This is a genomic window from Moorena sp. SIO3E8 (assembly GCF_010692445.1).
GTDB lineage: Bacteria > Cyanobacteriota > Cyanobacteriia > Cyanobacteriales > Coleofasciculaceae > Moorena > Moorena bouillonii.
This window is the reverse complement of sequence record NZ_JAAHHM010000012.1, coordinates 90,660-115,745: the sequence shown is the minus strand read 5'-3', so window position 1 is coordinate 115,745 and position 25,086 is coordinate 90,660. Positions and strand designations below refer to the sequence as shown.

At 42.8% G+C, this 25,086-nt stretch carries 17 protein-coding genes and 1 pseudogene; 13 read left to right on the top strand and 5 right to left on the bottom strand.

The window, feature by feature from the left end:
* The first annotated feature begins 731 nt into the window (after positions 1 to 731).
* Positions 732 to 1,601, top strand: a complete 870-nt coding sequence (locus tag F6K46_RS07985) for an EamA family transporter (RefSeq protein ID WP_293065325.1) — start codon at positions 732 to 734, stop codon at positions 1,599 to 1,601.
* 218 nt (positions 1,602 to 1,819) lie between these two features.
* Positions 1,820 to 2,251, top strand: coding sequence for a hypothetical protein (locus F6K46_RS07980; protein ID WP_293065320.1), 432 nt, complete (start codon positions 1,820 to 1,822; stop codon positions 2,249 to 2,251).
* A gap of 689 nt (positions 2,252 to 2,940) precedes the next feature.
* On the opposite strand, the pseudogene F6K46_RS07975 reads toward F6K46_RS07980, so the two are convergent.
* A pseudogene (locus F6K46_RS07975) lies at positions 2,941 to 3,882 on the bottom strand (patatin-like phospholipase family protein).
* Between the two features lie 970 nt (positions 3,883 to 4,852).
* Here F6K46_RS07975 and F6K46_RS07965 point away from each other — a divergent pair.
* The 3 genes from F6K46_RS07965 (at position 4,853) to F6K46_RS07955 (ending at position 6,225) form a co-directional block, all read left to right on the top strand.
* Positions 4,853 to 4,975 (top strand): hypothetical protein, encoded by a 123-nt coding sequence (locus F6K46_RS07965; protein ID WP_293065315.1) that lies wholly within the window; start codon positions 4,853 to 4,855, stop codon positions 4,973 to 4,975.
* A 44-nt stretch (positions 4,976 to 5,019) separates the two neighbouring features.
* Positions 5,020 to 5,274 (top strand): hypothetical protein, encoded by a 255-nt coding sequence (locus F6K46_RS07960; protein ID WP_293065312.1) that lies wholly within the window; start codon positions 5,020 to 5,022, stop codon positions 5,272 to 5,274.
* 741 nt (positions 5,275 to 6,015) lie between these two features.
* Positions 6,016 to 6,225, top strand: coding sequence for a type II toxin-antitoxin system HicB family antitoxin (locus F6K46_RS07955; protein ID WP_075897976.1), 210 nt, complete (start codon positions 6,016 to 6,018; stop codon positions 6,223 to 6,225).
* Between the two features lie 212 nt (positions 6,226 to 6,437).
* Here F6K46_RS07955 and F6K46_RS07950 read toward each other — a convergent pair whose 3' ends face one another.
* The 3 genes from F6K46_RS07950 to F6K46_RS07940 all read right to left on the bottom strand — a co-directional run bounded on the left by F6K46_RS07950 (position 6,438) and on the right by F6K46_RS07940 (position 12,987).
* The gene (locus F6K46_RS07950) at positions 6,438 to 9,395 is read right to left on the bottom strand and encodes a WD40 repeat domain-containing protein (RefSeq protein WP_293065306.1); all 2,958 of its coding nucleotides are present in this window, start codon (positions 9,393 to 9,395) and stop codon (positions 6,438 to 6,440) included.
* Positions 9,396 to 9,828: 433 nt separating this feature from the next.
* Positions 9,829 to 10,980: an aspartate carbamoyltransferase catalytic subunit gene (locus tag F6K46_RS07945; RefSeq protein ID WP_293051877.1), complete on the bottom strand. Its 1,152-nt coding sequence runs from the start codon at positions 10,978 to 10,980 to the stop codon at positions 9,829 to 9,831.
* Positions 10,981 to 11,556: 576 nt separating this feature from the next.
* Positions 11,557 to 12,987 (bottom strand): phospholipase D-like domain-containing protein, encoded by a 1,431-nt coding sequence (locus tag F6K46_RS07940; protein WP_366510652.1) that lies wholly within the window; start codon positions 12,985 to 12,987, stop codon positions 11,557 to 11,559.
* Between the two features lie 253 nt (positions 12,988 to 13,240).
* Between F6K46_RS07940 and F6K46_RS07935 the strand changes: the two genes are divergently transcribed.
* The 6 genes from F6K46_RS07935 (at position 13,241) to F6K46_RS07910 (ending at position 22,616) form a co-directional block, all read left to right on the top strand.
* Entirely contained in the window at positions 13,241 to 13,621 is a 381-nt protein-coding gene (locus F6K46_RS07935; protein ID WP_070391933.1) for a hypothetical protein, read from the top strand.
* Between the two features lie 118 nt (positions 13,622 to 13,739).
* Complete coding sequence (locus tag F6K46_RS07930; protein ID WP_293051874.1) at positions 13,740 to 14,903, top strand: cysteine desulfurase family protein; 1,164 nt, start codon at positions 13,740 to 13,742, stop codon at positions 14,901 to 14,903.
* Positions 14,904 to 15,036: 133 nt separating this feature from the next.
* Positions 15,037 to 15,792, top strand: coding sequence for a DUF1995 family protein (locus tag F6K46_RS07925; RefSeq protein WP_293051871.1), 756 nt, complete (start codon positions 15,037 to 15,039; stop codon positions 15,790 to 15,792).
* Positions 15,793 to 16,166: 374 nt separating this feature from the next.
* Positions 16,167 to 17,411, top strand: a complete 1,245-nt coding sequence (locus F6K46_RS07920) for an RNA-guided endonuclease TnpB family protein (protein WP_293051868.1) — start codon at positions 16,167 to 16,169, stop codon at positions 17,409 to 17,411.
* A gap of 21 nt (positions 17,412 to 17,432) precedes the next feature.
* The gene (locus F6K46_RS07915) at positions 17,433 to 20,705 is read left to right on the top strand and encodes a hybrid sensor histidine kinase/response regulator (RefSeq protein ID WP_293051865.1); all 3,273 of its coding nucleotides are present in this window, start codon (positions 17,433 to 17,435) and stop codon (positions 20,703 to 20,705) included.
* Between the two features lie 198 nt (positions 20,706 to 20,903).
* Entirely contained in the window at positions 20,904 to 22,616 is a 1,713-nt protein-coding gene (locus F6K46_RS07910) for a SpoIID/LytB domain-containing protein (RefSeq protein WP_293051862.1), read from the top strand.
* Between the two features lie 231 nt (positions 22,617 to 22,847).
* On the opposite strand, the gene F6K46_RS07905 is transcribed toward F6K46_RS07910, so the two are convergent.
* On the bottom strand, positions 22,848 to 23,141 hold the full coding sequence (locus tag F6K46_RS07905) for a ferredoxin (protein WP_293051859.1): 294 nt from the start codon (positions 23,139 to 23,141) through the stop codon (positions 22,848 to 22,850).
* A gap of 588 nt (positions 23,142 to 23,729) precedes the next feature.
* Here F6K46_RS07905 and ilvC point away from each other — a divergent pair.
* Positions 23,730 to 24,725 (top strand): ketol-acid reductoisomerase, encoded by a 996-nt coding sequence (ilvC, locus tag F6K46_RS07900; RefSeq protein WP_293052198.1) that lies wholly within the window; start codon positions 23,730 to 23,732, stop codon positions 24,723 to 24,725.
* A gap of 205 nt (positions 24,726 to 24,930) precedes the next feature.
* Complete coding sequence (locus tag F6K46_RS07895; protein ID WP_293051856.1) at positions 24,931 to 25,074, top strand: hypothetical protein; 144 nt, start codon at positions 24,931 to 24,933, stop codon at positions 25,072 to 25,074.
* Positions 25,075 to 25,086: the final 12 nt, after the last annotated feature.

The window sequence follows — 25,086 nt, the reverse complement described above, 5'->3', positions numbered from 1 at the left end:
CCAGACCCCACGCTAAGGCTATGGCGCTGGCTTGTCACTTGACCGGAGATTGCCTAAGTTGAGTTTTGCGACTAAGCTTAGGTTTTACATCCGAGACCTGTTGCAACAATCCCACCCCCGTCAGACCGATAGCATTTCGATTAGCATTTCGATTCGCTCAAAGCGGGATATATCAACAGGTTTTTTTTGACTTGGTTAGTGTCAATCTAATTTACTGTCAACAGTATCATGTTTGTATATCATGTTTTTAGTAAATTTTTTATCATTTTGTTAATCAATTTGGAATTTTTACCGGTATTGACCCGATAAAAATTCCTTGGAGGATGCCCAGGTATCCCGACACCAAATTTGCCTATGATGCCGCGACACTTATTACCTCCCCCAACTCTCAACCATTAGTTAAGCATTACTTAAGGATTGCTAAATGTGCCTTAGCTTACATTCTGTTAGCACTGATGGGGAGTTGGGGTTAACAGAGGATGATTCAAAAGCTAACTTCGTCAGTGCGATCGCTAACTGCTTCTGCTGATACACAGTTAACTATAATAGTTAACTTATCTTATACTTTTATAGGGTTGCTTAGTGACGGGTAACAGTCAACAGTCAACAGTCAACAGTTAACCATAAACCCTAAATTTAACTATGCCTTAACTTATGTCTTAAGTTAGGCTAGTTAAGTCTGTCATTCACTCATTATCTCTATTCTGGCTAAACTACAGGTTAGCACTACTATGCTTTGGTTGATATTCGCTAGTCTAACAGCTCTTTTTGCTTCTGGCAAGGATTTGACGAGTAAGCGAGGGCTCAAAAATGTTGATGCTTACATTGTTTCTTGGGCGTTATTCTTTTTTTATTTGCCGGTTTTACTGCCCCTCCTTTTTGTTATTGAAATTCCCGAACTAGGCCGATATTTTGGCTTAGCATTAATGGTAGGAGGGTCTCTGAATGTCCTAGCCATGAGCTTGTATATCCAAGCATTGAGTCGCTCTGACTTATCCATTACCGTTCCCTTTGTGACCTTTACCCCGTTATTTTTATTAGTGACATCCCCAATCATTGTTGGAGAATATCCTACCCCCTTAGATATGGTAGGGATTATGATGATTGTACTTGGGTCTTATAGCTTGAATTTGAAAGAAAAAAGAAACGGTTACCTCGCCCCTTTTAAAGGGCTACTGAAGCAACGAGGTCCTAAGTTAATGTTAACCGCAGCTGTAATTTTTAGTATTACGTCCAACGTTGATAAGGTGGGGGTACAAAATTCTTCACCAATATTTTGGGCAATTGCACTGCATACCTTTATTGCTACAGGGATGGGAGTGATTATGCTGTATAAATCACGAAGTAAATTAAACCAAATTCCAAAATACTTACTGTCTATAGTTCCTATTGGTTTATTTCAGGCCGGAGTCATTTTGTGCCAAATGACAGCTCTCGAAATGACCTTTGTTAGTCACGTGATCGCCGTTAAACGCATGAGTGTTTTAATTAGTGTAATCTTAGGATGTCTAATTTTTAAAGAACCCGGAATTCAGGAAAGAGCAACTGGAGCAGCAATTATGGTATTGGGAGTTGTACTGATTAGTCTATCGGGACATTAGGATTGGGTTTTAGGGAACAGGAAATAGGGAACAGGGAACAGGGAACAGGGAACAGATGTAGGGTGGGCAGTATATATTAAGGCAAAAGGCAAAAGGCAAAAGGCAAAAGGCAAAAGGCATGCTAGCAATAGATGTAGGGTGGGCAGTGCTTATTAAAACCATTGTGAGGGTTTAAATTGGTATGATGCACTGCCCACCAGACCAGCAATAGATGTAAGGTGAGCAGTTACCTTTTCAATGGCTATGATGCACTGCCCACCAGACCAGCAATAGATGTAGGGTGGGCAGTATATATTAAGGCAAAAGGCAAAAGGCAAAAGGCAAAAGGCAAAAGGCATGCTAGCAATAGATGTAGGGTGGGCAGTGCTGATCAAACCAATTGTCAGCTTTTGAATTGGTATGATGCACTGCCCACCAGACCAGCCATAGATGTAGCGTGGGCAGTGCTTATTAAGGCAAAAGGCAAAAGGCATGCTAGCAATAGATGTAGGGTGGGCAGTGCTGATCAAACCAATTGTCAGCTTTTGAATTGGTATGATGCACTGCCCACCAGACCAGCAATAGATGTAGATGTAGGGTGGGCAGTGCTTACCAAAACCATTGTCAGCTTTTCCATGGGTATGATGCACTGCCCACCAGACCAGCAATAGATGTAGATGTAGGGTGGGCAGTGCTTAGCAAAACCATTGTCAGCTTTTCCATGGGTATGATGCACTGCCCACCGGAGGACTAATTGTCTTAAAAATCTAGAAAATAACTCATATTTTCTAGTTGATTTGAGGTCGGTGGGCAGTGGTTCTCAACTCTATTACAACCTGATAGTATCCGTCTTATCCACTGCCCACCCTACGATTAATTTTCTTACTTGCCCTTGGGCAGTTCGCCCAGCGTCGGGCTTTGCCCGAATCGGAAAACGTAAGGAATCAGGGATCAGCAGATCCCTGATTCCTTACCAAAACTAGAGGGTTTAAAGGTTAAATCTTGGCTTTAGACCCCTCTAAGTTGTAACCAGCTGTCTTGACTGGGTTGTCTCTGCGTTAGAGTCTTCTAAATCTTCTTTTTACTTTTTGTGATCAGGAGGATGATTGTAAATAAACTTGTCAATTGCATCCCGAACGGCAATATCCTTGTCATTATCAGCGTTTTTATAATCAACTGTTCCGTATTCTAAATAGCACTCAGCAGCAAATTTTAGTTCTTTAAAAGCTTCATAGTTGTCAATATATTCATTAAGTTTTTCCTTTTTTTTATCCCTAATATTATCAAAAAATAGATTATATTGATGAATGTATTTATTAATTTTTTTGAAAGGCTTCCATAGTTTTATAAAACATTTTTTTTATTTAATATACATGTTTATTTCGAAATTTAAACGCAAATATTTTTGCCTGCCTATGCCTCTAAACATGCGTAAAGCAATATGCTCTGAATTTTCCGCATCAGGGTCTAAAAACATATCCGGTAGATGGCTTACCCAACCCAATTGTCCCCATTTATTTACCTCATCATATGTATAAGGACGAGTTGTTGTACCAGTGCCAATGGAGAGAACAGCAATGTCGTCTATTTTAGTTTTATTTTGCTTTCCCTCATCTTTCATCGATATAGCATGGGCGATTGCAGCTAACACTGGGTTATTAGCTGATACCCCACCATCGATATGGGGGCGATATTTTTTCTTATAATTTTCTTCATCAGGCTTGACTAGGAGTTGATAAGGTGGAAAAAACGTTGGTGCTGAAGCTGAAGCGGTACAGATTTGCCAAAGTGGAATATCATTCTCAATGTACCATCCACTTGGATCGTTATTCCCAAACCACGTTGTGTTTCGGGTGAAAACGTCATAACTGAGGATTAAGAGTTGTAAGTCCTTGATGTCTCTCATTGTCAAAGGTTTACGCGAGTCCGGATCAACCAAATTTCTTTTCAAAACATTAGCCAATCCTTGCTCTTCCGACTTATCTGGAAACTCGTGGGGATATAATACACCACGCCCAAAAAGTTTACTTAACTCCCGCAATTTTCGCATATAACGTGTACTCTTAAGAAAGATATTTTTTCCCTCTTTCTTATAGAGCTTAATCAGATCCTATGCAGTCATATTACAGGCAATTCCCGCCGCCAAAATTGAGCCAGTGGATGTTCCGGAAATTAAGTCAAAATATTCATGTAATTCCTGACCATATTTCTCTTTTATTGTTTTTTCTATCTCTTGGAGAATTCTTGCGGATATAACTCCACGCATTCCCCCTCCATCTAAGCTAAGAATTTTGAATGTCATGGTATTTCCTCAGAAGTCAGTTTTAAATTTGATTTAATCCAGTAAATAAAAAAACTATAAATTAAACGTTAATCCCATTATTTACAGACTTTCTTTACAAGACCTCGGTAGAATTAACGAATTTATCAGACTATTTAAAAAAACTATTTAAACTACATTAGTAGTATTACGCAATTCATATTGGTTAACCACAGAGCTAGTAAGTAAGCATTCAGCTATCAGCTATCAGCTATCAGCTATCAGCTAAAGGCTAAAGGCCTGTGGTCACGCTACGGGAACAGTTTATGCCCATAGCGCATGCTACTTGAAAAATAAGCTGTTCGCGTAGGGTGAGCTAAAAGCTCACGGCTGACGGCTGACTGCTGAATGCTTACGCTATTAAATCCCAATCCACATGGTTTTTTTTAGCTAAACAACTATAGCCTTTATAGGATTTATGAGGTACAGTTATCAACCTCAAAGTCCCCCTTGATAAGGGGGATTTAGGGGGATCCCTTTGTAACTCATGGCATAGAGAATTGCTATAACTCTTATTTAGTTGTTGGTGGGCAGTGCCGATAAAACCTCTTACAACCTGATAGTATCCGTCTGCGACCCTGCCCACCCTACAATTAATATTATTGGTGGGCAGTGCCGATAAAACCGATTATAAGTTGATAGTATCCGTCTGCGACCCTGCCCACCCTACGATTAATATTATTGGTGGGCAGTGCTGATAAAATCTCTTATAACCTGATAGTATCTGTCTGCGACCCTGCCCACCCTACAATTAATTTATTCCCGATGCCATTTCCTTGTCGGTGGGCAGTGGATTAAATCTATTTCAAGTTGATAGTTATCCGTCTGAACCACTGCCCACCCTACAATTAATTTATTCCCGATTCCATGTCCTTGTCGGTGGGCAGTGGATTAAATCTATTTCAAGTTGATAGTTATCAGTCTTATCCACTGCCCACCCTACGATAAATTTATGATTAATTTATTCCCGATTCCCGATTCCCGATTCCCGATTCCCGATTCCCGATTCCCGATTCCCGATTCCTTATTTATTAATAAAAAAAAATTCCCAAACCCCTTGACAATTAGTCAATAAATTAATATATTAATATTATACACAGTTCAAACACGGAACTCCAAATGACTAACAACATTAACCCCAACTCAGATCACAATCTCAACAATCCTAATTGCCCAGAAAATTCTGGTGACGAATGCCGTAAGTGCAAAAAAGCCAAGCACGTCTTGGTCGGTACTCCTGAACAGGTTCGCAAGACCATTAATGCCGTGTATGCCCTTAAGTATGCACACCCCGACGAATGGAGCACTCCGGAGCCTACCGGAAAACCTGGTCAGGTGATGACCTTTTTTATTCGATATTTCTACATAGACTAGGATAGGAATTTGCCAGGGATGAAAATCCCTGGCCCACAGGAATCGTGACGGTTATTTTGTGAAGCAGGATGAAGCAGTATGAGTTGGGATGTTGTTGGTTTCCAGCAGTTGCTGAGTAATTCAACAACAATGTAATAGTCGATTTGGAGTTGTTATCATATAAGTACAGCTGAGCTGTTCTTGTGACATATCGAAAAATTGAATGCGGTCAAGAATTGGGCTTAACCAAACTTGACCGATTTTTTTTAGGAAGTCGGGAGTCGGGAGTCGGGATAATATCATGTTCGGTTGAGTAGATGTAGGGTGGGCAGTGCTTATCAAACCAATGGTCAGCTTTTCAATTGGTCTGATGCACTGCCCACCTGACGATTAATTTGATTAAAAAGGTAAACTCTTTATTGTCGGTGTGCAGTGCCGATCCAACCTATTACAAATTGATATTATCCGTTTTATCCACTGCCCACCCTAGGATTAATAGTATTACTAGTTTCTAGTTAATTTTCGGTTGGTGGGCAGTGCTGATAAAATCTATTAAACCCTAATATTATCCGTCTTAGGCACTGCCCACCCTACGATGAATTTATGATTAATTTATTCTCGACTCCCCACTCCCTAATCCCTACTCCCTACTCCTTCAAAGTCTGGCACAGTAACAGTATCGGGTAAATCAAGTCTTGAGGCTCCGATTGGGACTCTTAAAAATATATGGCGACAAGCTCAAATAGAGGAGGACAAAATTTAATGCGCTATGCAGTTGTTATTGAAAAAGGAAAAAATAGCTACGGTGCTTATGTTCCCGATCTTCCTGGATGTGTTGCGGTGGCAGAAACATTAGAAGACGTTAAACAATTAATTACTGAGGCAGTGATGTTTCATTTGGAAGGATTGAAAGAAGATGGATTAAGTGCTCCTGAATCAGTGTCATTCTGTGAGTATATTGAGGTGGCTTAAGGCGGAGTAGATGTAGGGTGGGTAGTGCTTATCAAACCAATGGTCAGCTTTGAAATTGCTCTGATGCACTGCCCACCTGACTGACGATTAATTTGATTAAAAAGCTAAACTCTTTATTGTCCGTGGGCAGTGCTGATAAAATCTATTAAACCCTATTATTATCGGTCTTAGGCACTGCCCACCCTAGGATGAATTTATGATTAATTTATTCCCTACTCCCTACTTGCCTTTTGCCTTTTGCCTTTTGCCTTTTGCCTCTTTTCTGTTCCCTGTTCCCTGTTCCCTGTTCCCTGTTCCCTATTCCCCACTCCCTCCAACCGCAGAAAATGCATATTTCCCCCTTCATCCCCTGCGACAATGGTGACATCATCCGGTGCAACGGCGCAACAGTTGATAGCACTTTCTCCAGTAAACGTAGCAATAACTTCCCTAGTCTCGAAATCCCACACTTGGAGTGTTTTATCGGAAGATGCAGAAATCACTAGCTTACCGTTGGATGTTACTTTGATCCGATTTATCGAGTCCTTATGACCTGTAAAGGTAAGCATTTCCTCTCGCTTTTCCAAATCCCAAATTTTGATGGTGTTATCCTTGGAGCCAGACACGACGTAGTTACCATCAGGGGTTACCGAGAGAGTATTGACTGAATCCCCATGACCTTTAAGGGTGAAACATTCCTTTCTAGTTTCTAGATTCCAAAGTTTGATTGTTTTATCCTTGGAGCCAGAAACCAAATACTTACCATCTGGGGTGACAGCTAAACTAGTTATCTCGTCCTGATGACCTTTGAGGACAAAATGTAACTTTTTGGTGTCCAGATGCCAAACTTTAATAGTACTTTTAGTTGAACCAGAAATTACATGGTTACCATCTGGGGTGATTGATATAGCTGTTGCAGAACCATAAAATATGAAGGTTATTATAGAAGACAATAGTTTATCTAGTACATATAATGAGGCAATTAATCCAAATAGGGAGCAAAACCAAAGTATCTGCAAATCTGAAAATAAAAATTGAATATATAAAAAGAAAGATCTAATACTTATGTAAATAACAGATATTAATAAAATTAAATAAATGTAGCAATATTGAGAGATTGATAGTAAATCGCAAATTTTAGTTCTTCTACGGTAATTCCAGACACTCAAAAACTGATAATATGACGGTATTTGATTATTTATAGAAACCAGAAAATTATTGGGTGCAATCCCTAGTCTAATAATTACATTCCTTTCAAAGGCTTGACTTAATTCTCTTGTTATATCCGAAAATTTGCTGTATTTTGGTAAATATTTTAATAATTTTATTTTTTGTTTAGATAGTTGTTTATAAAAATATTCAGGTATATTTTTTTTAGTAAAATTAAAATGATTTTCTATTTTTTCTGAAATTTCTATTACACAGATAAGTGTTAATATAATGATACTTATTATTATATTTTTTATTAAACCTATTAATATTGCTAAAATATCTGTTAACATGAATAATGCGAATAGTAATGAGAATAAGTGATTGTTTAATCTATCATAAAATATCGAGAATACTTTGGTAAAACCTGAATAAATATGCCATGTATATTTTTCAATTTTTTTTCTAGTTTTTATAACAATATTATTTTGAGAATTATGAGTGCTATAAAAACTAGAAATTATAGTCTTTTTATTTAAATTCCAAATTTTTATGATAGTATCTTGTAACAAAAAAATTACTTGCTTGCCATCGGGAGTAATGGTTACATCATTTACTGAAGTTTTGTTTTCTTTTAATTCAACATGCTTCTGTTGTGATTCTAAATTCCAAATCTTGAGTGTTTTATCCTTTGAAGCAGAAATAATAGTCTTACCATCTGGTGTTATTGTAATATCATAGATTGAGTCATCATGACCATAAAAAGTGAAAATTTCTTCTTGAGATTCTAAATTCCAAACTTTAATAGTATTATCGAAAGAAGTATAAATTACTTGTTTACCGTCAAGCGTAACAGCAAGAGCACTAATAGGATTTTTATGACCTTTAAGGGTGAAAGCTATTTTTTTCGTTTCTAAATTCCAGATTATAAGATTATTTGTACTCTGTTCAGAATAACCAGAACCAGAAATTAGCCACTTATCGTCCAGAGTAACTGCCATTGCATATACTGGCTGCCATTGAATATTAACTATATGACCACCATAAACGCTGTATATTCTAGGCTCATTAAAACTGAAAAGCATTTTACCATTTGTTAAATCCCAAACATTAATAGTTCCATCATCTGACCCAGAAATTACGCGATTATCAGATGTGATAGCAACAGTTCTCACTATGTCTTTATGACCTTTTAGGGTTAACTCTTCTTTAGCAGTTTCCAAATCCCAGACTTTGATAGAGTTAATCTTTGCAACTGATACTGAAACCACTTCCTTGCCATTGGGAGTAACCGCTACAGCAACTACAGGGTGACTATGACCATTAAATCTCTGTATTTCTTTACCCGTTGCTAAACTCCAGACTCTAACCGTATGGTCAGAGGCACCAGAAATTATCCTGGTGCCATCGGGAGTAACCGCTACAGCATGGACTCGGGCACTATGACCTTTTAATGTGAAAATTTCTGCACCTGTATTCAAATTCCAGACTTTAACTGTGTTGTCAGATGAACCAGAAATTACCCTCGTGCCATCTGGTGTGACAGCAACGGCATTTACGGAGTCACCATGACCAATTAGGGTAGATAGTAAGGGTCCAGTAGGGGGATTTAACGTAGCTGTCAAGCTACGCAAATAAGTGGTATTAGTTTGCGGTATCTGTTGTAATAATCGTTGAATGTCTGGGGTATCAAACTCTACTAAACGCCCTGACAGTTGCCCTGCTAATTGATTTGGATCTTGACTTAAGATATGTGTTGATAGTCGCAACGCTCCCTGAATTAACTTGAGGGATTTTATCGTTTGCTCGCTGTAGTCTGGATGGGATACCTCTATATCATCAATCAACTCATAATCTTCAATCAGTGTCTTGATGCCAAATTCAGGATGATTAAGTTTGGCTTCGATAAACTCATAATTACTCAACAAACGATATAATTTGTTAAGTTGACCACCTTCTAACCATAAACGGGGAATATCACCCAAGAAATGCTCTATTTCCTCTGGTGATTTTTGCCCTAACCAACTGCGAAGATTACTCATAATTCAAGGGGTGCATCTCAATGCATGCTGTTTGATCTTTGATCCGGTGGTGCGTTACGGGGCTGGCTGTCGTAACCAAGCACGAAGAGTCGGAAAATTAGGGCGACCGCCCCGGGTGCATCTCATTTTTGTAAAAACATCATTAATAAAGCATCCCATTTAGGTAAGCACAGCGTAAAGAAAGAATTTTAGGAACATTTTCAATATTCCATTGTGAGCCTGATATTTTAACTCGCATTCCTATTGTTCTTTTAGCTCTTGCTTTTCTTCCGGACTCAAGTTCATGAGTTTTAGTAATTATTAGAAACTATTTATCATTAATAATATCATGATATCATGATTTTGGTATTTTTGCAAAACTGAGATGCACCCTTCCTCTCTCGCTAAAGAAAGCGGGTATAACGAGAGTCTCCTTGCTCTTAAGGATGAGCTGTCAAAACTTACCACTACCGATTAAGTAAAGCAACGCCATCCTAACCGCAACTCCACTAGTCACCTGTTGAGGAATTAAGCTAATATCGGGATCATCCATCAGCTCAGAACTAATTTCAACGCCTCTGTTAACTGGACCAGGATGGAGAATGTGAACGTTGGGTTGGCAAAGTTGGAGGCGCTCCCGGGTAATCCCATAACGCTGATGATATTCTCTCAAACTAGGCAACAAATGATTCGTCATACGTTCTTTTTGCAGCCGCAAGGTCATTACAAAGTCAGCATCTTTTAGTGCTGGTTCAATCTCCCAGTGAACATAGAGCTTAGGATGGGTAATTGGTAACTGTTGCGTAGAGGTAAGGGAATGGCTGCCTTGACTTGTGATCGGTACCGTTGCTTCTACAATCACAGGGGTTTCGGTGTACTGCCGCTGTTGACCAAGGCTAGACTTAGCCCATAACTGTTGCTGTTGCTTTTGCCTAGGTTGTTGGAGAGGAGTACTACTGTATTCAGCAAATAATTGCGGAAGTAGGGTAGGTGGTCCAGCGAGATGAACCTCTGCCCCTGTCGCAAGCAGACTCCAGATATTGGAACGGGCAACTCGTGAGTGCAAAATATCTCCAACAATGGTAATCTTTTTTCCAGCAAGCAGTTCGATGCGGGGATTATCCCAGTCTAAGCAAGAACAAATTGTAAACAAATCCAGCAATCCTTGAGAAGGATGTTCATGTTGACCGTCACCAGCGTTAAGTACACTTACCTGGACACCGAGTCGATTCATCTCAGTAGCAATAATTTGAGGAACTCCCGCCTGCCGATGGCGAATCACCATCATATTAGTTCCCATTGCCAGGTAAGTCTTCGCTGTATCAAGAATCGTTTCGCCCTTGCTTAAGGAAGATGTTCCTGGTGCAAAGTTTAGGATATCAGCAGAAAGACGCTTAGCCGCTAGTTCAAAACTGCTACGAGTACGGGTTGATGGTTCAAAAAACAAATTCGCAACCACGTGACCCTGTAGTGCAGGTACCTTTTTGGTGCGCCGGGACAATACTTCCCGAAAGCTAGCGGCAGTTTGTAAGACTGTATTGTATTCATCTGGCGTAAAATCAGCCAGGGCAAGAATATGGCGGCGAGTCCAGGTGGCATTTGCCATATAAGTCGTCAAGCAATTCAATAACTTAGTTTTGCTGCTCGTGACAGCTTGGAGAAATTCTGACACCCAGGAAACCCTAGATATCGATCAAGGTTAGCAGGTCGAGCAGTATTACCTACTTGGTATTATTGAGCCCCAACACCTAAGATAACCTCAGCGCAAACCTGTGTTAAGGAAAAAAGCTGGTTTAATGTTCGGTCTAAGAAGGTTTTCAACAAAAGGTGCGACCCAAGGCCGCGAGGGATTGATCCCGGCCTTGGAGGCGCGCACCTAAGTTTTGTCAACTGATATCATTTCCGGTTGAATACTTATCATTCAATGAGGTGCGCTTTCCGTTGGCGAATTAGATTCGCCACGGGTCGCACCTCTTGATAATTGATCACTAGTTATTGTTCCGACAACACCGATTTATGAACAGGCCATGACAGATTGGTGGACGTTTTATCAATGACTGATCACTAACGACAAAACGCAACAGACCATTTTAAAAGTGATTAACCGGACTTGATCTAACACATCTATTATTTAATTGAGGGGTATAACCCGTCATGCCAACTAGTCAATAGTATGATCTACTCAAGAATGTGGATCAAGAGGCAGACATTTTTGTTGCTGTGCTTTAATCTTTTGCTGAACTCTAACTGGTACTCCCTTCACTGCTTTGCCATAGAGGCGTTGAAACTCCCGCTCAAAATGGGCAGCAACCATAGGACTATGAATAACTAACACCGTCTCATCGTTCCTGGTATTTGCTGCTTTTGACCAGTTGTGAGAGCCTGTAATCACTATCTTTCCATCGAGAATGGCAAATTTGTGATGTAAGACATCTCCTTCTGGCAACTGAGGCACACCGACGGTAGCAATCGGTTGACGCCAAGGACGGTTACCAGTCTCATATTTACACTTGTGAGCAACAGCTACTCCCATCATGTCCAAACCCTCACTGTAATAGCGAAAGGCAAAACTTGGCTCAATTAGCGCTTTGACCTTAACACCCTGTTGATGGGATTTTTCTAAAACATTAGTTAGCCGTTGCTCGGAAAAGACAAATAAAGCGATGTTAATGGTTTCCCTAGCCTGAGGAAGGATTTGAGCGATCAGACCATTGCTACTCTGATGCCAAGGTTTGGTAGTGGAGGTTGGGGAGAATTGTATCGCGATAGTTGTATCCCCCACAGTCGTATCCCCCACAGTTGTATCCCCCACAGTTGTATCCCCCAGTCTCACCTGCTCTACTGGTCGCCATGGCTTCTTGAGACCAAACTTACTGTCTGGTTTACCGCCAGCACCATCCCCCCACATCAGGTTAAATTCCTGGGTGAATTGGTTAGCTAACTCTACACTGTCAATCTTGAGCAGATTGTTGGCATTGCCACGACTCTCTCGAAACTGAAAGTCACCATGTAGATCACTAAGAGTGAAGTTGGCTGAGGTAATAATAGAAACTTTGTTATCAATAACTATAAACTTATGATGCATTAAGCCACTGCCCCGAGAACCATCCGCTGTGTCATCAATCATAGGTACACCACCATTTCCTAAGATGATTAAAGCGTCTCCTTCTGAAATTTCCCTTGCACTCAGCTGACCATCTCCGTCACGGTCGATCAATATTAGGGACTCATTGTAGCGTGAGCGTTCTCTTTGGCGCAGTTTTGCCACTGACTCAGCGGTAAGTTTACTGACCGGAAGACTGTAGTTATTGTCTAAAATGACTCTGACCTTGACACCAGCTTGCTTACGTTCTACTAGAGCTTGGGCAATTCTGGGCATACGCAACTCCTGAACCGCCACATCTACTGTTGACTTTGCTGATGCGATCGCATCCACAATCACTTGCTCCAAGTTATCTCCCTCCCGAGTTACTCCCCGGTAAGGATCTATGTATTGGGCTGACCTACTATGATTAAAGTAAGCCTGAACCCAAGGGTCTTGGGGCAGAGGGGGCTCAAGAGAAACCTGTGGCTGAGCTTGTTGACAGCCACACAACATCAATAGTATCAGCAAAGGATAATACAAATTCCAGTAAATGCACGCTGGTTGGGAACTCAAGGCATCAAAAAACCCGATTGAATAGCTGATTTCCTCATGCTAACAGCACAATCTTCAAATAGATGCAGTTGTTGAATTAACATAAAATACCAGGGGATATCAGTTGCCATCTTGTTCAACTACCCCCCCTAATTGCCTTTTTCTTATGGAATGGCTTATACCGAAGCCTAATTAGCGGGTTAGGGAGTTTAACCCGAACTACTGTCTTATGCCAAGACGAAAGAAAACATTCCCGTGTGGCCACAAGGGGTATGGTAAAACATGCCACCGATGTGATCAAAAAAACCGAGCACGGGAAGAGAAAAAACAGCAAAAACAGCAGTGGGAGTCTAGTTTTGAAGATGATCCCATTGACTTAAAAAACCTTCCTACCCATGTGGTTGTCAAAGCCCGTGGGATAATTGCTGGTTTGGAGAATCACCAAGATTACAGAGAATTTGGTGGCAAGCGGCTGCGCCACAACCGCTGGATCATTAGTATTCCTGTAACTCGCAACTACCGAATGATTTGTCACGACCAGGGTAGCTTATTGGTTCCTCACGCAGTTTTGTCCCACGAGGATTATAACGTTGGCAAACCAGGTGGTTAGTTGTTATTCATCAGTTATTATTCATCAGTTATTAATCATCAGTTATTAGTCATCAGTTTGAGAGAGACCTGGAAAGGTTATATGCTGAAGGTAGAGATAGCTGGTTGCCTGAAAACCCATGCAAATTTATCTGGACTATAGCGCCAACACACCACCACGCTCAGAAGTCATTAAAACTATTCAAGATGTCCTTGCCCAGCAGTGGGGTAACCCATCTAGCTTACACCAGTGGGGTCAGCGAGCGGCTATTGTACTGGAACGAGCAAGAATGCAGGTGGCTAGGTTAATCAATGCACCAGCAGAATCGATTATATTTACCTCTGGCGGTACTGAGGCGGATAATTTGGCGGTGATGGGGGTTGCCCAAGCCTACAAGAAACCCCAGCATATCATTATTTCTAGTGTAGAGCATTCTGCAATCGCTCAACCAGTGGCCTGGTTGGAGCAGTGGGGTTGGCAAGTGACTAGGCTACCAGTGGATTCTCTGGGAATGGTCAATCCCGGTGATTTAAAAGCTGCCCTACAGGCAAATACAGTTTTAGTCTCCGTCATCTACGGTCAAAGTGAAGTAGGTACGCTCCAACCTATTGATGAACTCGGACAAATTGCTCGTCAACACCGTGTCTTGTTTCATACCGATGCAGTTCAAGTAGCAGGACGGCTATCGATAGATGTTCAACAACTACCGGTAGATTTGCTGTCGATTTCCAGTCACAAAATTTATGGTCCGATGGGAGCAGGGGCACTGTATATCCGCCCTGGTGTGGAGTTAGTGCCCCTGATCTCCGGTGGTGGACAAGAATCCCGATTGCGGTCTGGAACCCAGGCGGTGCCACTGATTGCTGGGTTTGGCATGGCGGCAGAACTAGCAGCAGCGCACATGCTAAAAGAGACACCTCGGTTAATTCGATTACGCGATCGCATGTTTGACCAACTGGCTGATACTCCCAATCTCATTCCCACTGGTTCTAGAGACTATCGCTTACCCCATCACGTTAGTTTCTGTGTCACTTCCCCTACTGAGGGGGTGACTGGCAAAACTCTAGTGCGTCAGTTTAATCAGGCTGGTATTGGGATTAGTGCAGGTTCCGCTTGCCACAGTGGTAAACTGAGTCCGAGTCCGATATTGTTAGCAATGGGTTACAATGCTCCAGCTGCTTTGGCTGGAATTCGGTTGACACTGGGGCGAGATACCACAGAAGCTGATGTAGATTGGACGGTGATGGTACTCAAGCAAATTTTAGAACGACTGATGCCAGAACCAGCATTATCTAAGGTCTAACTTTGCTCAAAAAAGCCTCAATTGCTCCTATGGGTAGGGTTGATTGGGCGGGATTAATGTGGCAAGACATTAGTTTTCCTTTTTCTTTTAAGCAATTAATATTAGAGTTTTTGATTAACACACAGACAGACTCATGAATGAACTTCCTTTGAGCTTAGAAGATGCGATCGCTCAAGCTAAACAAGCGACCAAAGCTGCCCTAGATGACGGTCAAACCAGGGTACAAGTGGAGTTGGTCTTTCCAGAAATTGCCCTACAAGCCCAGTCAATCGCCCAAGAATTTATTCCTATCTTTGAGCAGTATGGCTCCGGACTGAAAATATTTTTTCCTGATACGGGTGCTTCAGCCCTTGCCCGTCGTGACTGGGGAGAGGTACCGTTTAAAATTACTGATGTTGGCACCAGTCGCTCCCCAGCAGAAACTAGAATTGATGATGATGACCAGGTTTTCTTGCTAGTAGGTCCCTCTGCCGTGGAAGTAGGCCAAGTGGAAAAGATTTGTAATTTGGCTGGGGATCGCCCCTGTGTAATCCTAAATCCTCAGCTCGAAGATGTCTCGATTGTAGGGATTGGCTATGCCGCACGTCAGTTGCGCGATCGCTTCCTGAAAACTCTGGAATCTTGTTATTATCTGCGACCCTTTCCAGGAGGGGCTCTATGGCGTTGTTACCCTTCTGTGTGGCAAGTATGGCTAGAAATTGATGATGAGTATCAGTTAGTGACTGAAGAAACCAGCAAACCGACAACAGAGGCTATTGAGCAAATTATACTTAAGGCAAATCTAGTTAACACAACTAGCCCAGAAGATGCTCAAAATATACCATCTGCCCAAAAAAAACAGTCGTTCTTCTCAGGTATCCAGAAATTCTTAAATGCTCTGAGTCGTTGAACTCACACTTGAACTGAGATATGAAAAACGTTATAAGAAATCTAGCTAGCGAGGCAAGAAAACCTCGTCTGTATAGATTCGGGAGTGTTAAGCTACCTCTTGGCTAGTCAGTGATATTAAATTTTAGAACTATCATAGAGGAGTAACTTAGTTGACGATTTGCGGTACAAAACGATACGATCATTATGTCGTCAAAGGTAGCTCGGTGACTAAGTACATCAAACTCAGAGTTGCTGCTGAGTGAGTCGGGGTCAATGTCAGAACGTGAGCTTGATGGGAAACGGCAGGGATAATCAAAGCCATTAAAACTCCATGACTGACAGCGCCGAGCTGCTCGCTTAGTATCAAAGCAAAATTAAGAATGACCCAGACTTATGCAACGAGCCTTCAAGACCAAGTTAAAACTTAATAATAGACAAAAAACCTTGATGGCTCAACACGCTGGGTATTCTAGGTGGCTTTGGAATTGGGCTTTAAATATGTGGAACGAATCCTATAAAGCCGGGCTAAAGCCTTCTGCTAACAAGCTGAAAAAGTTCTATACCAATCATGTTAAACCTCAATATCCTTGGCAGTCTACCTTAAGTTCTAGGGTTGATCAATTCGTCTTCATGCACTTAGGAGAAGCGTTTAACCGATTCTTTCAAGGGAGAGCTCAACACCCTAAGTTTAAGAAGAAAGGTAGAAATGATAGCTTCACCCTAGATAATTGTGGGAAGGTCATGGAGTTTTCAGGAACTCGGTTGAAACTCCCTTTTCTTGGGTGGGTTAGCACTTATGAACCTTTACCTGGAATCCAGACGAAGCGGGTTACAATCAGTCGAGAAGCCGATTCTTGGTATATTTCTTTGGCCTACGAGTTGGAACCTGAACCCACTGTTAAATGTAGAGAATATCTAGGTGTTGATGTCGGGGTTAAAGTTATAGCCACCTGTTCAGATGGGACGGTATTTCCTAATCCTAGAGCTTACAAACAAGCTCAGAAAAAGCTGGCTAGACTTCAAGGAGAACTATCTAGAAGAACTATGGGTTCTGCCAATAGAAATAAGACCAAGCTGAAATTAGCTAAAGCCCATCAACGTGTTGCTAACATCCGGAAAGATGCAATTCAAAAATTAACCTCTTGGCTTTGCAAAAACCACGCAGTGATTGGGTTAGAAGATCTAAATGTTTCCGGTCTGCTAAAAAACCATAAGGAACGCAGGTGCGATAGCCGATTCCGCTCCGCTCTTTATGAAATTCGTCGTCAAGTCGAATACAAGTCTGAGTGGTACGGTTGCTCATTGGTATTTGTAGATAGATTCTACCCATCCACTAAAACTTGTTCTAGTTGTGGTCATGTTCAGGAAATGCCACTTAAAGAACGAGTTTTTGATTGTGAGGTTTGCGGTGAAGTCTTTGACCGTGACTATAACGCCAGCCTGAATGCACGAACGTTTTGCCGAAGGCTATTCGGTCTAAGCCTGTGGAATAGGAAGTGCCGACACCCTATGAAAAACCAGGTAACTGGAAAGAAGCAGGAAGGGAACTTTAATACGGTTTTTACCGAATTATATCAGTTTCTCGTCGCAGGGAACCGGCGAACTTGCCAAGGCAAAAGGTTAAAAATGTTCGCTTAATGTGGAATTTTAGCTTTCCGAATGTCTAACAACCTAGATGCTCAGCCACCAGCAGTAATCAAAGACGAATTTAACCTAGATAACTTCCTCGAGGATATACCGGATATAGAGGAAGTGGCACAACCAACCACTGATATCCTCCAAATCGAGTCCGATGATGCTGCAGAACCAAAAGTTGGCATGGCAGAACTCAATAGCTTAGCTGATATCTTTGAAGGTCAGACCCCTGATTTGGATAAAACCTGGCAAGAAGAAGAAATTATCGCTCCAGATAACCAGCAGTTGTCTAGCCAATCACACAATTCTATAACTACAGACGAACCAAAGGATTTATCTGACCTGATTAAAGAACTTGATGGGTTGGACATTCCAGAGGCAGCGGAGTCTACCGAGGAAGATTTACTCAGTTTGTTCGATGAGGAATTTCCAGAAGAAGCAGCTTTTGAATTACTACAGTCAAGGGAGTCAACTCCAGAGGAGATTCAACCTAACCCTACTCCAAGCCTGACAGATAAAGACCTTGAAGAATTATTTTCTGTTGGGAGTACTGAGGCAAACCTAACTCAAAAAACTAACCCAGCGGATGAATTAAGTAGTTTATTTGACGATACCTTTTTTGAAGAAAATAGCTCAAGCGCGGAAAATACTACTCCCACAAAATTAGATAGTTATGGGATGAGCAAACAGCAGCCTATCCAACCAAGCACACCGCACGTCGATCCCACCCACAGCCCTCGCCCGGGTCAGACCTACACGGATCTCAATGAATTAGATTTTAATCTGGTTAATGACTTGGAGCTTATTCCAACTCACCCCCCGGCAAACCATGACCAGCCAGGAATTAAATCCCCATCAACTAAAGGGTCTTTAAAACCCACCTCGACACCCGGTCTTAGTTCAAGTGTAAAAGGAAAAAATAGAAAATCTGATCCTATAAAATCAAACAAATTACCAGATTCATCACCACAACCCTTACCAACAACCCAAGATCAATGGCAGCAATTAGAGCAGCTGTTGGCAGAAGCTACGGCCCATTACCAAAACGTTGATTTTGACAGTATAAAACCCCTGGATTTGAGCTTAACCACTGTTGAAGTGGGATCAGAGCAGACAAGAATATTTGATGAACTAGAACTCCTATTAAATGAAACTAGTAGCCCTGAACCTAACCACTCCCTAGACCAAGAAACCCGGAAAACCAATCAGGCGGACTCAGTAGAGGATGACTTTAAAGACCTTGAGCACTTGCTAGAGCAGACAAATCAAAGCATATCTGCTATCCCAGGAGGGATGAACCAGGAGCTGTCTCGCCAAACAAGGCGTCCGAGGTCTAAGCTATTTGAACAAACCATGCGGGTACCGGTTAAACAACTGGACACCCTGAGCAATTTAGTGGGAGAACTGGTGGTTGGTCGCAATAGCTTAGAGCAAGATCAAGAACGGCTGCGGCAATTCTTAGATAATTTATCCCATCAGGTATCGAGCCTCAACGATGTGGGTTTGAAAATGCGGGACTTGTATGAGCGAACCCTGCTGGAAAATTCTCTATTGTCTAGTAGTAGGATTTACCGCACTACAAGCATCCAAGAACGGGAACAAGGAAACCAGAATTGCACCAGCTTAGAAGACTATCACCCCCTGGAAATGGACCGCTTTACAGGCTTCCATTTGCTATCCCAAGAGATCATTGAGCTGATTGTCCGGGTTAAGGAGTCGGCATCTGACATTGAGTTTTTGGTGGATGAAACCGACCAAGTAACTCGTACCCTCAGACAGGTAACTAATCAACTCCAAGAAGGACTGACGCGATCGCGTATGGTGCCCTTTGCCCAGGCAGCAGACCGCATGCCCCGTGCAGTCAGGGAAATTTCCTTGCAGGAAGGCAAGGAAGCCGAGCTACACGTTGAGGGGCGGGAAACCTTGATTGATAAAATGATCTTGGAACACCTCTATGATCCTATGACCCACCTGGTCAACAATGCCATTACCCACGGGATTGAGCTACCAGAGGAACGGCTGGCTGCGGGGAAGCCTAGGGCGGGTAAAATCACCCTCGGAGCATTCTACCAGGGAAATCAGACGGTGATTTCTATCTCGGATAATGGGGCGGGCATTGATCCAGCTCGAATTAGAGCTAAAGCCCTTGAAAAGAATCTGATTTCCCCAACTGAGGCAAAAACCCTGAGCGACTTGGAGTTGTTCAATTTCATCTTCCACCCTGGGTTCACCACTGCTGAGAAAGTAACTGATACCAAAGGTCGAGGGGTAGGCATGGATGTGGTGCGCACCTGCTTAAGTGAAATTCGGGGAACTATTACTATCGACTCTACTCTCGGGCAAGGAACCACCTTTACCATTCGCTTACCCCTGACCCTGAGTATTTGTAAAGCCCTCTGCTGTGTAAGCGATCGCGCCAGAATTGCTTTTCCCATGGATGGGGTGGAAGATATGCAGGATGTCTCCCCTGACTGCATTCAGACCAATTCCCAAGGTCAAGCCTTTCTTCAATGGCGGGACAGCCAGATCCCATTCAAGCCCCTCTCAGAATTGCTGACCTACCATAGCCAACTCAGCCGGGCTAGTGTCTATGGCAGCCAACGGGAAGACAACTTGATTTCTGTGGTGGTACTGCGAAGTACAGGTAACATGCTCGCCGTAGAGGTTGATCAGGTATTAGGGGAGCAAGAAATTGTTATTAAGCAAATCGAAGGCCCTGCACCTAAGCCAGTAGGCATTACCGGGGCGACCGTCTTAGGGGATGGTCGAGTGATGCCCATTGCTGACGTTCTAGAACTGATTGACCTTGCTATGGGTCGGATTCGTAAAGATGGTGGTGTTGCGATCTGGCAAAGGATGGAAACTCCAACCGCCAGCGGAGCCGAGGTCAATCTAATCAAATCTGATCCCATGGTGTTGATTGTGGATGATTCAATCACAGTCCGAGAACTCCTTTCTATGACCTTCAGTAAAGCTGGTTATCGGGTAGAACAAGCCCGTGATGGTCAAGAAGCCTGGGATAAACTCCGGTCTGGTTTGCCTTGCGAGATCGTATTCTGTGACATTGAAATGCCCAGAATGGATGGTCTAGAACTCCTATCTCGCCTTCAAAAAGACCCAGATTTGTGTGAAATCCCCCTGGCCATGCTCACCTCTCGTGGTGCTGATCGACACCGGAAAGTAGCTGCTGATCTCGGTGCTAGAGGCTATTTTACCAAACCCTATCTAGAAGACGTGCTACTAGATGCTGCCCAACGAATCAGGCAAGGGGAAGTGTTGTTAGCTCGAAGTAATTAACACAGGTAATCCCAATGGGTAGCTGCGGGCAGCATCCTCAACCAAATCATCCCAATGCCAAACCAAAGACGATGACCAGACCTGGTTAGGGTAACAATACCTCTGGAGGATCGTACTTTTCGGGATCTAGAATCGGGGAATGGGAATTATGGATTGGGTACTTTAAAAACTAAGCTAATGACAATAAAAGCGTTTGACTTGAATTCGCATCAAAATACGGCATCGGGTAAGACAGGTCGGTTTCGCAATTGGATAGTGGGGTTCACGAAAAAACCGATCTCTCTCAATTCCCCAACTTCCAATCCCCATTTCCTAATACCGTTGATGACACTATCGTTGTGGGGACTACCAATCCTATCAGGGTTAGCCGCCAAAGCCTCAGATATCCCACTAAAAGTGGGAGTCGTGCAGCGCTTTGGAGATGAAGAAACTGACAAGCTCACCCTGAAAGCTGCCCCGGACGATCAGCTAACCGTCAAATTTTTAGGCGGTGATATGCAACCGAAAACCAAGCAGCTTAGCAGCCTCAAGCTGGAAATAGTCAATAAACCGTTACAGCAGCCGCAGATCGAAGAGTACGTGGTCTTGAGTAACCATGGGACCTTTGAAACTGCAGAAGATAGTGCCAATAAATGGCGGGAAAAGGGGATTGAGGTGGAAATTGCCAAGCCTGACCGCTGGCAGGTGTGGGCAAAACGGAGTGTTTATCAAACCCCTTTATTGCGACGTCTACTGCTAGCAAGTATCAAAGCCAAAGGTGATACTATTGCTTATATTGATACTAACGTTGTCACCGAGGTGCCCCATGCTTCCTTTGTAATTGGTGACTATCGCTACCATCGACGGGAAATCGATATTACTGCTGGCAAAAATCGGATCTGGGTTAGCAAAGGAGAAAATAACCGTAGGACAAGACTTTATCCTGGTAGTCTACGGATCCAGCCCAATGCCTATGGTGACTATACCTTAGTAAATCAGGTACCTCTAGAAAGCTATTTACGTGGTGTAGTACCTCATGAAATTGGAGCTGGAGCACGCTATTCAACCGTAGCTGCCCAGAGCATTATTGCTCGCACCTACGCCTTGCGGAACCGACGCCGATTTAATGTTGACGGTTACGAACTCTGTGCCGATACTCACTGCCAGGTTTATTTCGGAATAAATCAAACCAATCCGGTCGCTGACCGTGCGATCGCAGCCACTAAAGGTCTCGTCCTCACCTACAACAATGAGTTAGTAGATGCCCTATATTCAGCGGCAACTGGTGGAGTCAGTGCGCCTTTTAGTGATGTTTGGAATGGGTCAGAACGTCCTTACTTAAGAGCAGTGGTAGACTCCCCATACTCCCTCTGGAATTTGTCACAAAAATCCTTAGCAGACGAACAAAATTTCCGTGAGTTCATGAACTTGAAGCAAGGATTTAATGAGACTGACAATAGTTACTTATTCCGCTGGAAGTACAACAATACCTTGAAACAAGTCACCAGCCATTTACAACGCTATCTCAAAAAAACCAAACACCCCCTTGCCAACTTCACTACCATTGAGCATATGGAAGTGGTAGAGCGTTCACCAGCAGGACGAGTGCTGAAAATGGCGGTAACAACGGATCGGGGTATCCTGGAGCTGAGTAAAAATGAAGCCCGCAGCGCCTTTGGTCCTCCCCGCAGCACCCTCTTCTACGTAGACCCGATTTATGACAAAGCCAACCAAACCCTCAAAGGCTTCGTGTTCGTAGGTGGCGGCTTTGGACATGGGGTTGGCTTTAGCCAACACGGTTCCCAAAATTTAGCTAAACTCGGTTGGTCTGCAGAAAAAATTCTCAGCTTTTATTATCCTGGTACTCAAATTCAGCCTTTGAATAATTCTATTATCTTCTGGCAAAATGCCAGCGCACTAGTAACACCCTAGTGTAATTAATGGTAAAAGGGGGGAGAAAGTGAAGATACGGAAGAATTTCAGAAAAATTACCTTCTTCTCCTCCTTGATTGAGCAATAAGCGCGTTATTTCGCCATAACCCCATTACATAATTATCTCATCACCCGATTTTCGGCGATGGGGAAGTAAAGAGCTTAAAGGATAAAACACCCAATTTCTAAGCTCTCTTACTTCCCCTCTGTTATTAGTACTTATAGTAGTACTTAGTACAGTGCTTCCTCTTGATGAGTAGTGATCGTGCAATCAGAAGTGGGGTAGGCCACACAGGTCAGAACGTAGCCAGCCGCAATTTGCTCATCATCCAGGAAAGATTGGTCTGATTGATCAATAGTACCACTCTCTAGTTTGCCAGCACAGGTAGAGCAGGCACCCGCACGGCAGGAATAAGGGAGATCTACACCTAGCTCCTCAGCAGTGTCGAGAATGTATTCGTCATCAGGACAGTCAATGGTTTGATCCCCATCTGGTGTTTTCAAGGTGACTTTGTAAGTTGCCATGTTTTAGTAATCCTCTCGTAAAACAATAGTAGAGACGTTGTGAGTATACGGCAAAAGCCTATCCTTTGCTTGAAGGAGCTTGGCATGCTTATTTTTACTCCATCTCTGATACTACGGGAAAACACTCAGCAGATTAAGACCGATTAAGAATGAAAGGCTTAATCCCCAATTTGATAAGTTTTACTTATATAATCTCCACAAGTATCTACACCAGAGAGTTAGCTCTCAAACCGCTCCATGAAAATGCTCTAAGATATAGTTTTAAAAGGATTTTTACAGATCCTATCTCCCTAAGATAACTTCAGCAAAATCCTTAGGGATTTATAATTAGGAATACTTATCATTACCATCCAAGACCTGTATCCACACATCAGGTGATCCGGTGATGGGCTGATGGATAAAAAGGTATATCACTTGCCAGGCTTGAGATCGGTTTTGCGGTATCATGATAAGTTTGCAGCGATGCAGAGGTGCGACCCGTGGCGAATTTAATTCGCCAACGGAAAGCGCACCATTACGGTCTTGGGGGTTTCCCCCACTCGCTATTGCATCAAGACAGTGACCAGCAAAAAAGGAACAGAAATTACAATGGCTCAGATGTATTACGATACCGACGCTAACCTAGACCTACTGGCGGATAAAACTATAGCTATCATCGGCTATGGTTCTCAAGGTCACGCTCACGCCCTTAATCTTAAAGAGAGTGGCATGAATGTGATCGTGGGACTCTATCCAGGTAGTAAGTCTAAGGCCAAAGCTGAAGAAGCAGGCTTAACCGTCCACACAGTGGCTGATGCTGCTAAAGCAGCTGACTTGGTGATGATCCTGCTGCCGGATGAAGTGCAAAAAACCATTTATCAGGCAGAAATTGAGCCAAATCTGACCGAGGGTAATGTGATTGCCTTTGCCCACGGCTTCAATATTCATTTTGGTCAAATTGTTCCCCCAGAGTTCATAGATGTGATCATGGTTGCTCCCAAAGGTCCAGGACATTTGGTGCGGCGCACCTATGAACAGGGCGAAGGGGTACCTTGTCTATTTGCTGTTTACCAGGATGCCACAGGCCAAGCACGCGATCGCGCCATGGCTTACGCCAAAGGAATTGGTGGTACCCGTGCCGGGATTCTCGAAACTACCTTCCGGGAAGAAACAGAAACTGACCTATTTGGTGAGCAAGTCGTATTGTGTGGCGGCTTGAGTGAATTGATTAAATCTGGATTTGAGACCCTAGTCGCTGCTGGTTATCAACCAGAATTGGCCTATTTTGAATGCCTTCATGAAGTCAAACTGATTGTTGACCTAGTCGTCGAAGGTGGTTTAGCTAACATGCGGGATAGCATCTCCAACACTGCTGAATATGGTGACTATACCCGTGGGCCAAGGATTGTTACTGATGAAACTCGCGCCGAAATGCGTAAAATCCTCAAAGAAATTCAATCAGGTCAATTCGCCCGTGAATTTGTCTTGGAAAATCAGGGAGGTAAACCGGTCTTCACTGCTATGCGCCGTCAGAATAAAGAACATCCCGTCGAGGAAGTCGGTAAAGACTTACGCGCTATGTTCAGCTGGTTGAAAAAAGTCTAAGCATTGTTGACCGTTGACGGTTTACCATTAATATCTTAAATCAGCACTTACTTAAATTTGGCAGGACTTACGTCATAACTCTACTTGTCGGATAGGGAAATAACTCATATTTGGCGTAAGTCCTGTAAATATTAGATTTTATAGCAATCGGGAGGAGCTCATTGAACTATTTCATCCCCCTTTGGGCAGACTTCCTTCGTACAGTATGATTCGTCGTGTTCTGCTGAGCCTAGACTATCAGCAGTATTCTGCGGTCTTGGCCCGTTTCTTTGGTATTGAACCCAAGCCTGGAGAAACCAAAGCCATTGATGGTCTTGTCCTACGAGGCTCGTACCAACGTTCTTGGTGATAATCCCGATTC

What these genes read in the sequence shown, in the direction of transcription:
- F6K46_RS07985 (WP_293065325.1), top strand. Translation starts at nt 732, where the DNA reads ATGCTTTGGTTGATATTCGCTAGTCTAACAGCTCTTTTTGCTTCTGGC.
- F6K46_RS07965 (WP_293065315.1), top strand. Translation starts at nt 4,853, where the DNA reads ATGATTAATTTATTCCCGATTCCCGATTCCCGATTCCCGATTCCCGAT.
- F6K46_RS07960 (WP_293065312.1), top strand. Translation starts at nt 5,020, where the DNA reads ATGACTAACAACATTAACCCCAACTCAGATCACAATCTCAACAATCCT.
- F6K46_RS07955 (WP_075897976.1), top strand. Translation starts at nt 6,016, where the DNA reads ATGCGCTATGCAGTTGTTATTGAAAAAGGAAAAAATAGCTACGGTGCT.
- F6K46_RS07950 (WP_293065306.1), bottom strand. Translation starts at nt 9,395, where the DNA reads ATGAGTAATCTTCGCAGTTGGTTAGGGCAAAAATCACCAGAGGAAATA.
- F6K46_RS07945 (WP_293051877.1), bottom strand. Translation starts at nt 10,980, where the DNA reads ATGGCAAATGCCACCTGGACTCGCCGCCATATTCTTGCCCTGGCTGAT.
- F6K46_RS07935 (WP_070391933.1), top strand. Translation starts at nt 13,241, where the DNA reads ATGCCAAGACGAAAGAAAACATTCCCGTGTGGCCACAAGGGGTATGGT.
- F6K46_RS07930 (WP_293051874.1), top strand. Translation starts at nt 13,740, where the DNA reads ATGCAAATTTATCTGGACTATAGCGCCAACACACCACCACGCTCAGAA.
- F6K46_RS07925 (WP_293051871.1), top strand. Translation starts at nt 15,037, where the DNA reads ATGAATGAACTTCCTTTGAGCTTAGAAGATGCGATCGCTCAAGCTAAA.
- F6K46_RS07920 (WP_293051868.1), top strand. Translation starts at nt 16,167, where the DNA reads ATGCAACGAGCCTTCAAGACCAAGTTAAAACTTAATAATAGACAAAAA.
- F6K46_RS07915 (WP_293051865.1), top strand. Translation starts at nt 17,433, where the DNA reads ATGTCTAACAACCTAGATGCTCAGCCACCAGCAGTAATCAAAGACGAA.
- F6K46_RS07905 (WP_293051859.1), bottom strand. Translation starts at nt 23,141, where the DNA reads ATGGCAACTTACAAAGTCACCTTGAAAACACCAGATGGGGATCAAACC.
- ilvC (WP_293052198.1), top strand. Translation starts at nt 23,730, where the DNA reads ATGGCTCAGATGTATTACGATACCGACGCTAACCTAGACCTACTGGCG.
- F6K46_RS07895 (WP_293051856.1), top strand. Translation starts at nt 24,931, where the DNA reads ATGATTCGTCGTGTTCTGCTGAGCCTAGACTATCAGCAGTATTCTGCG.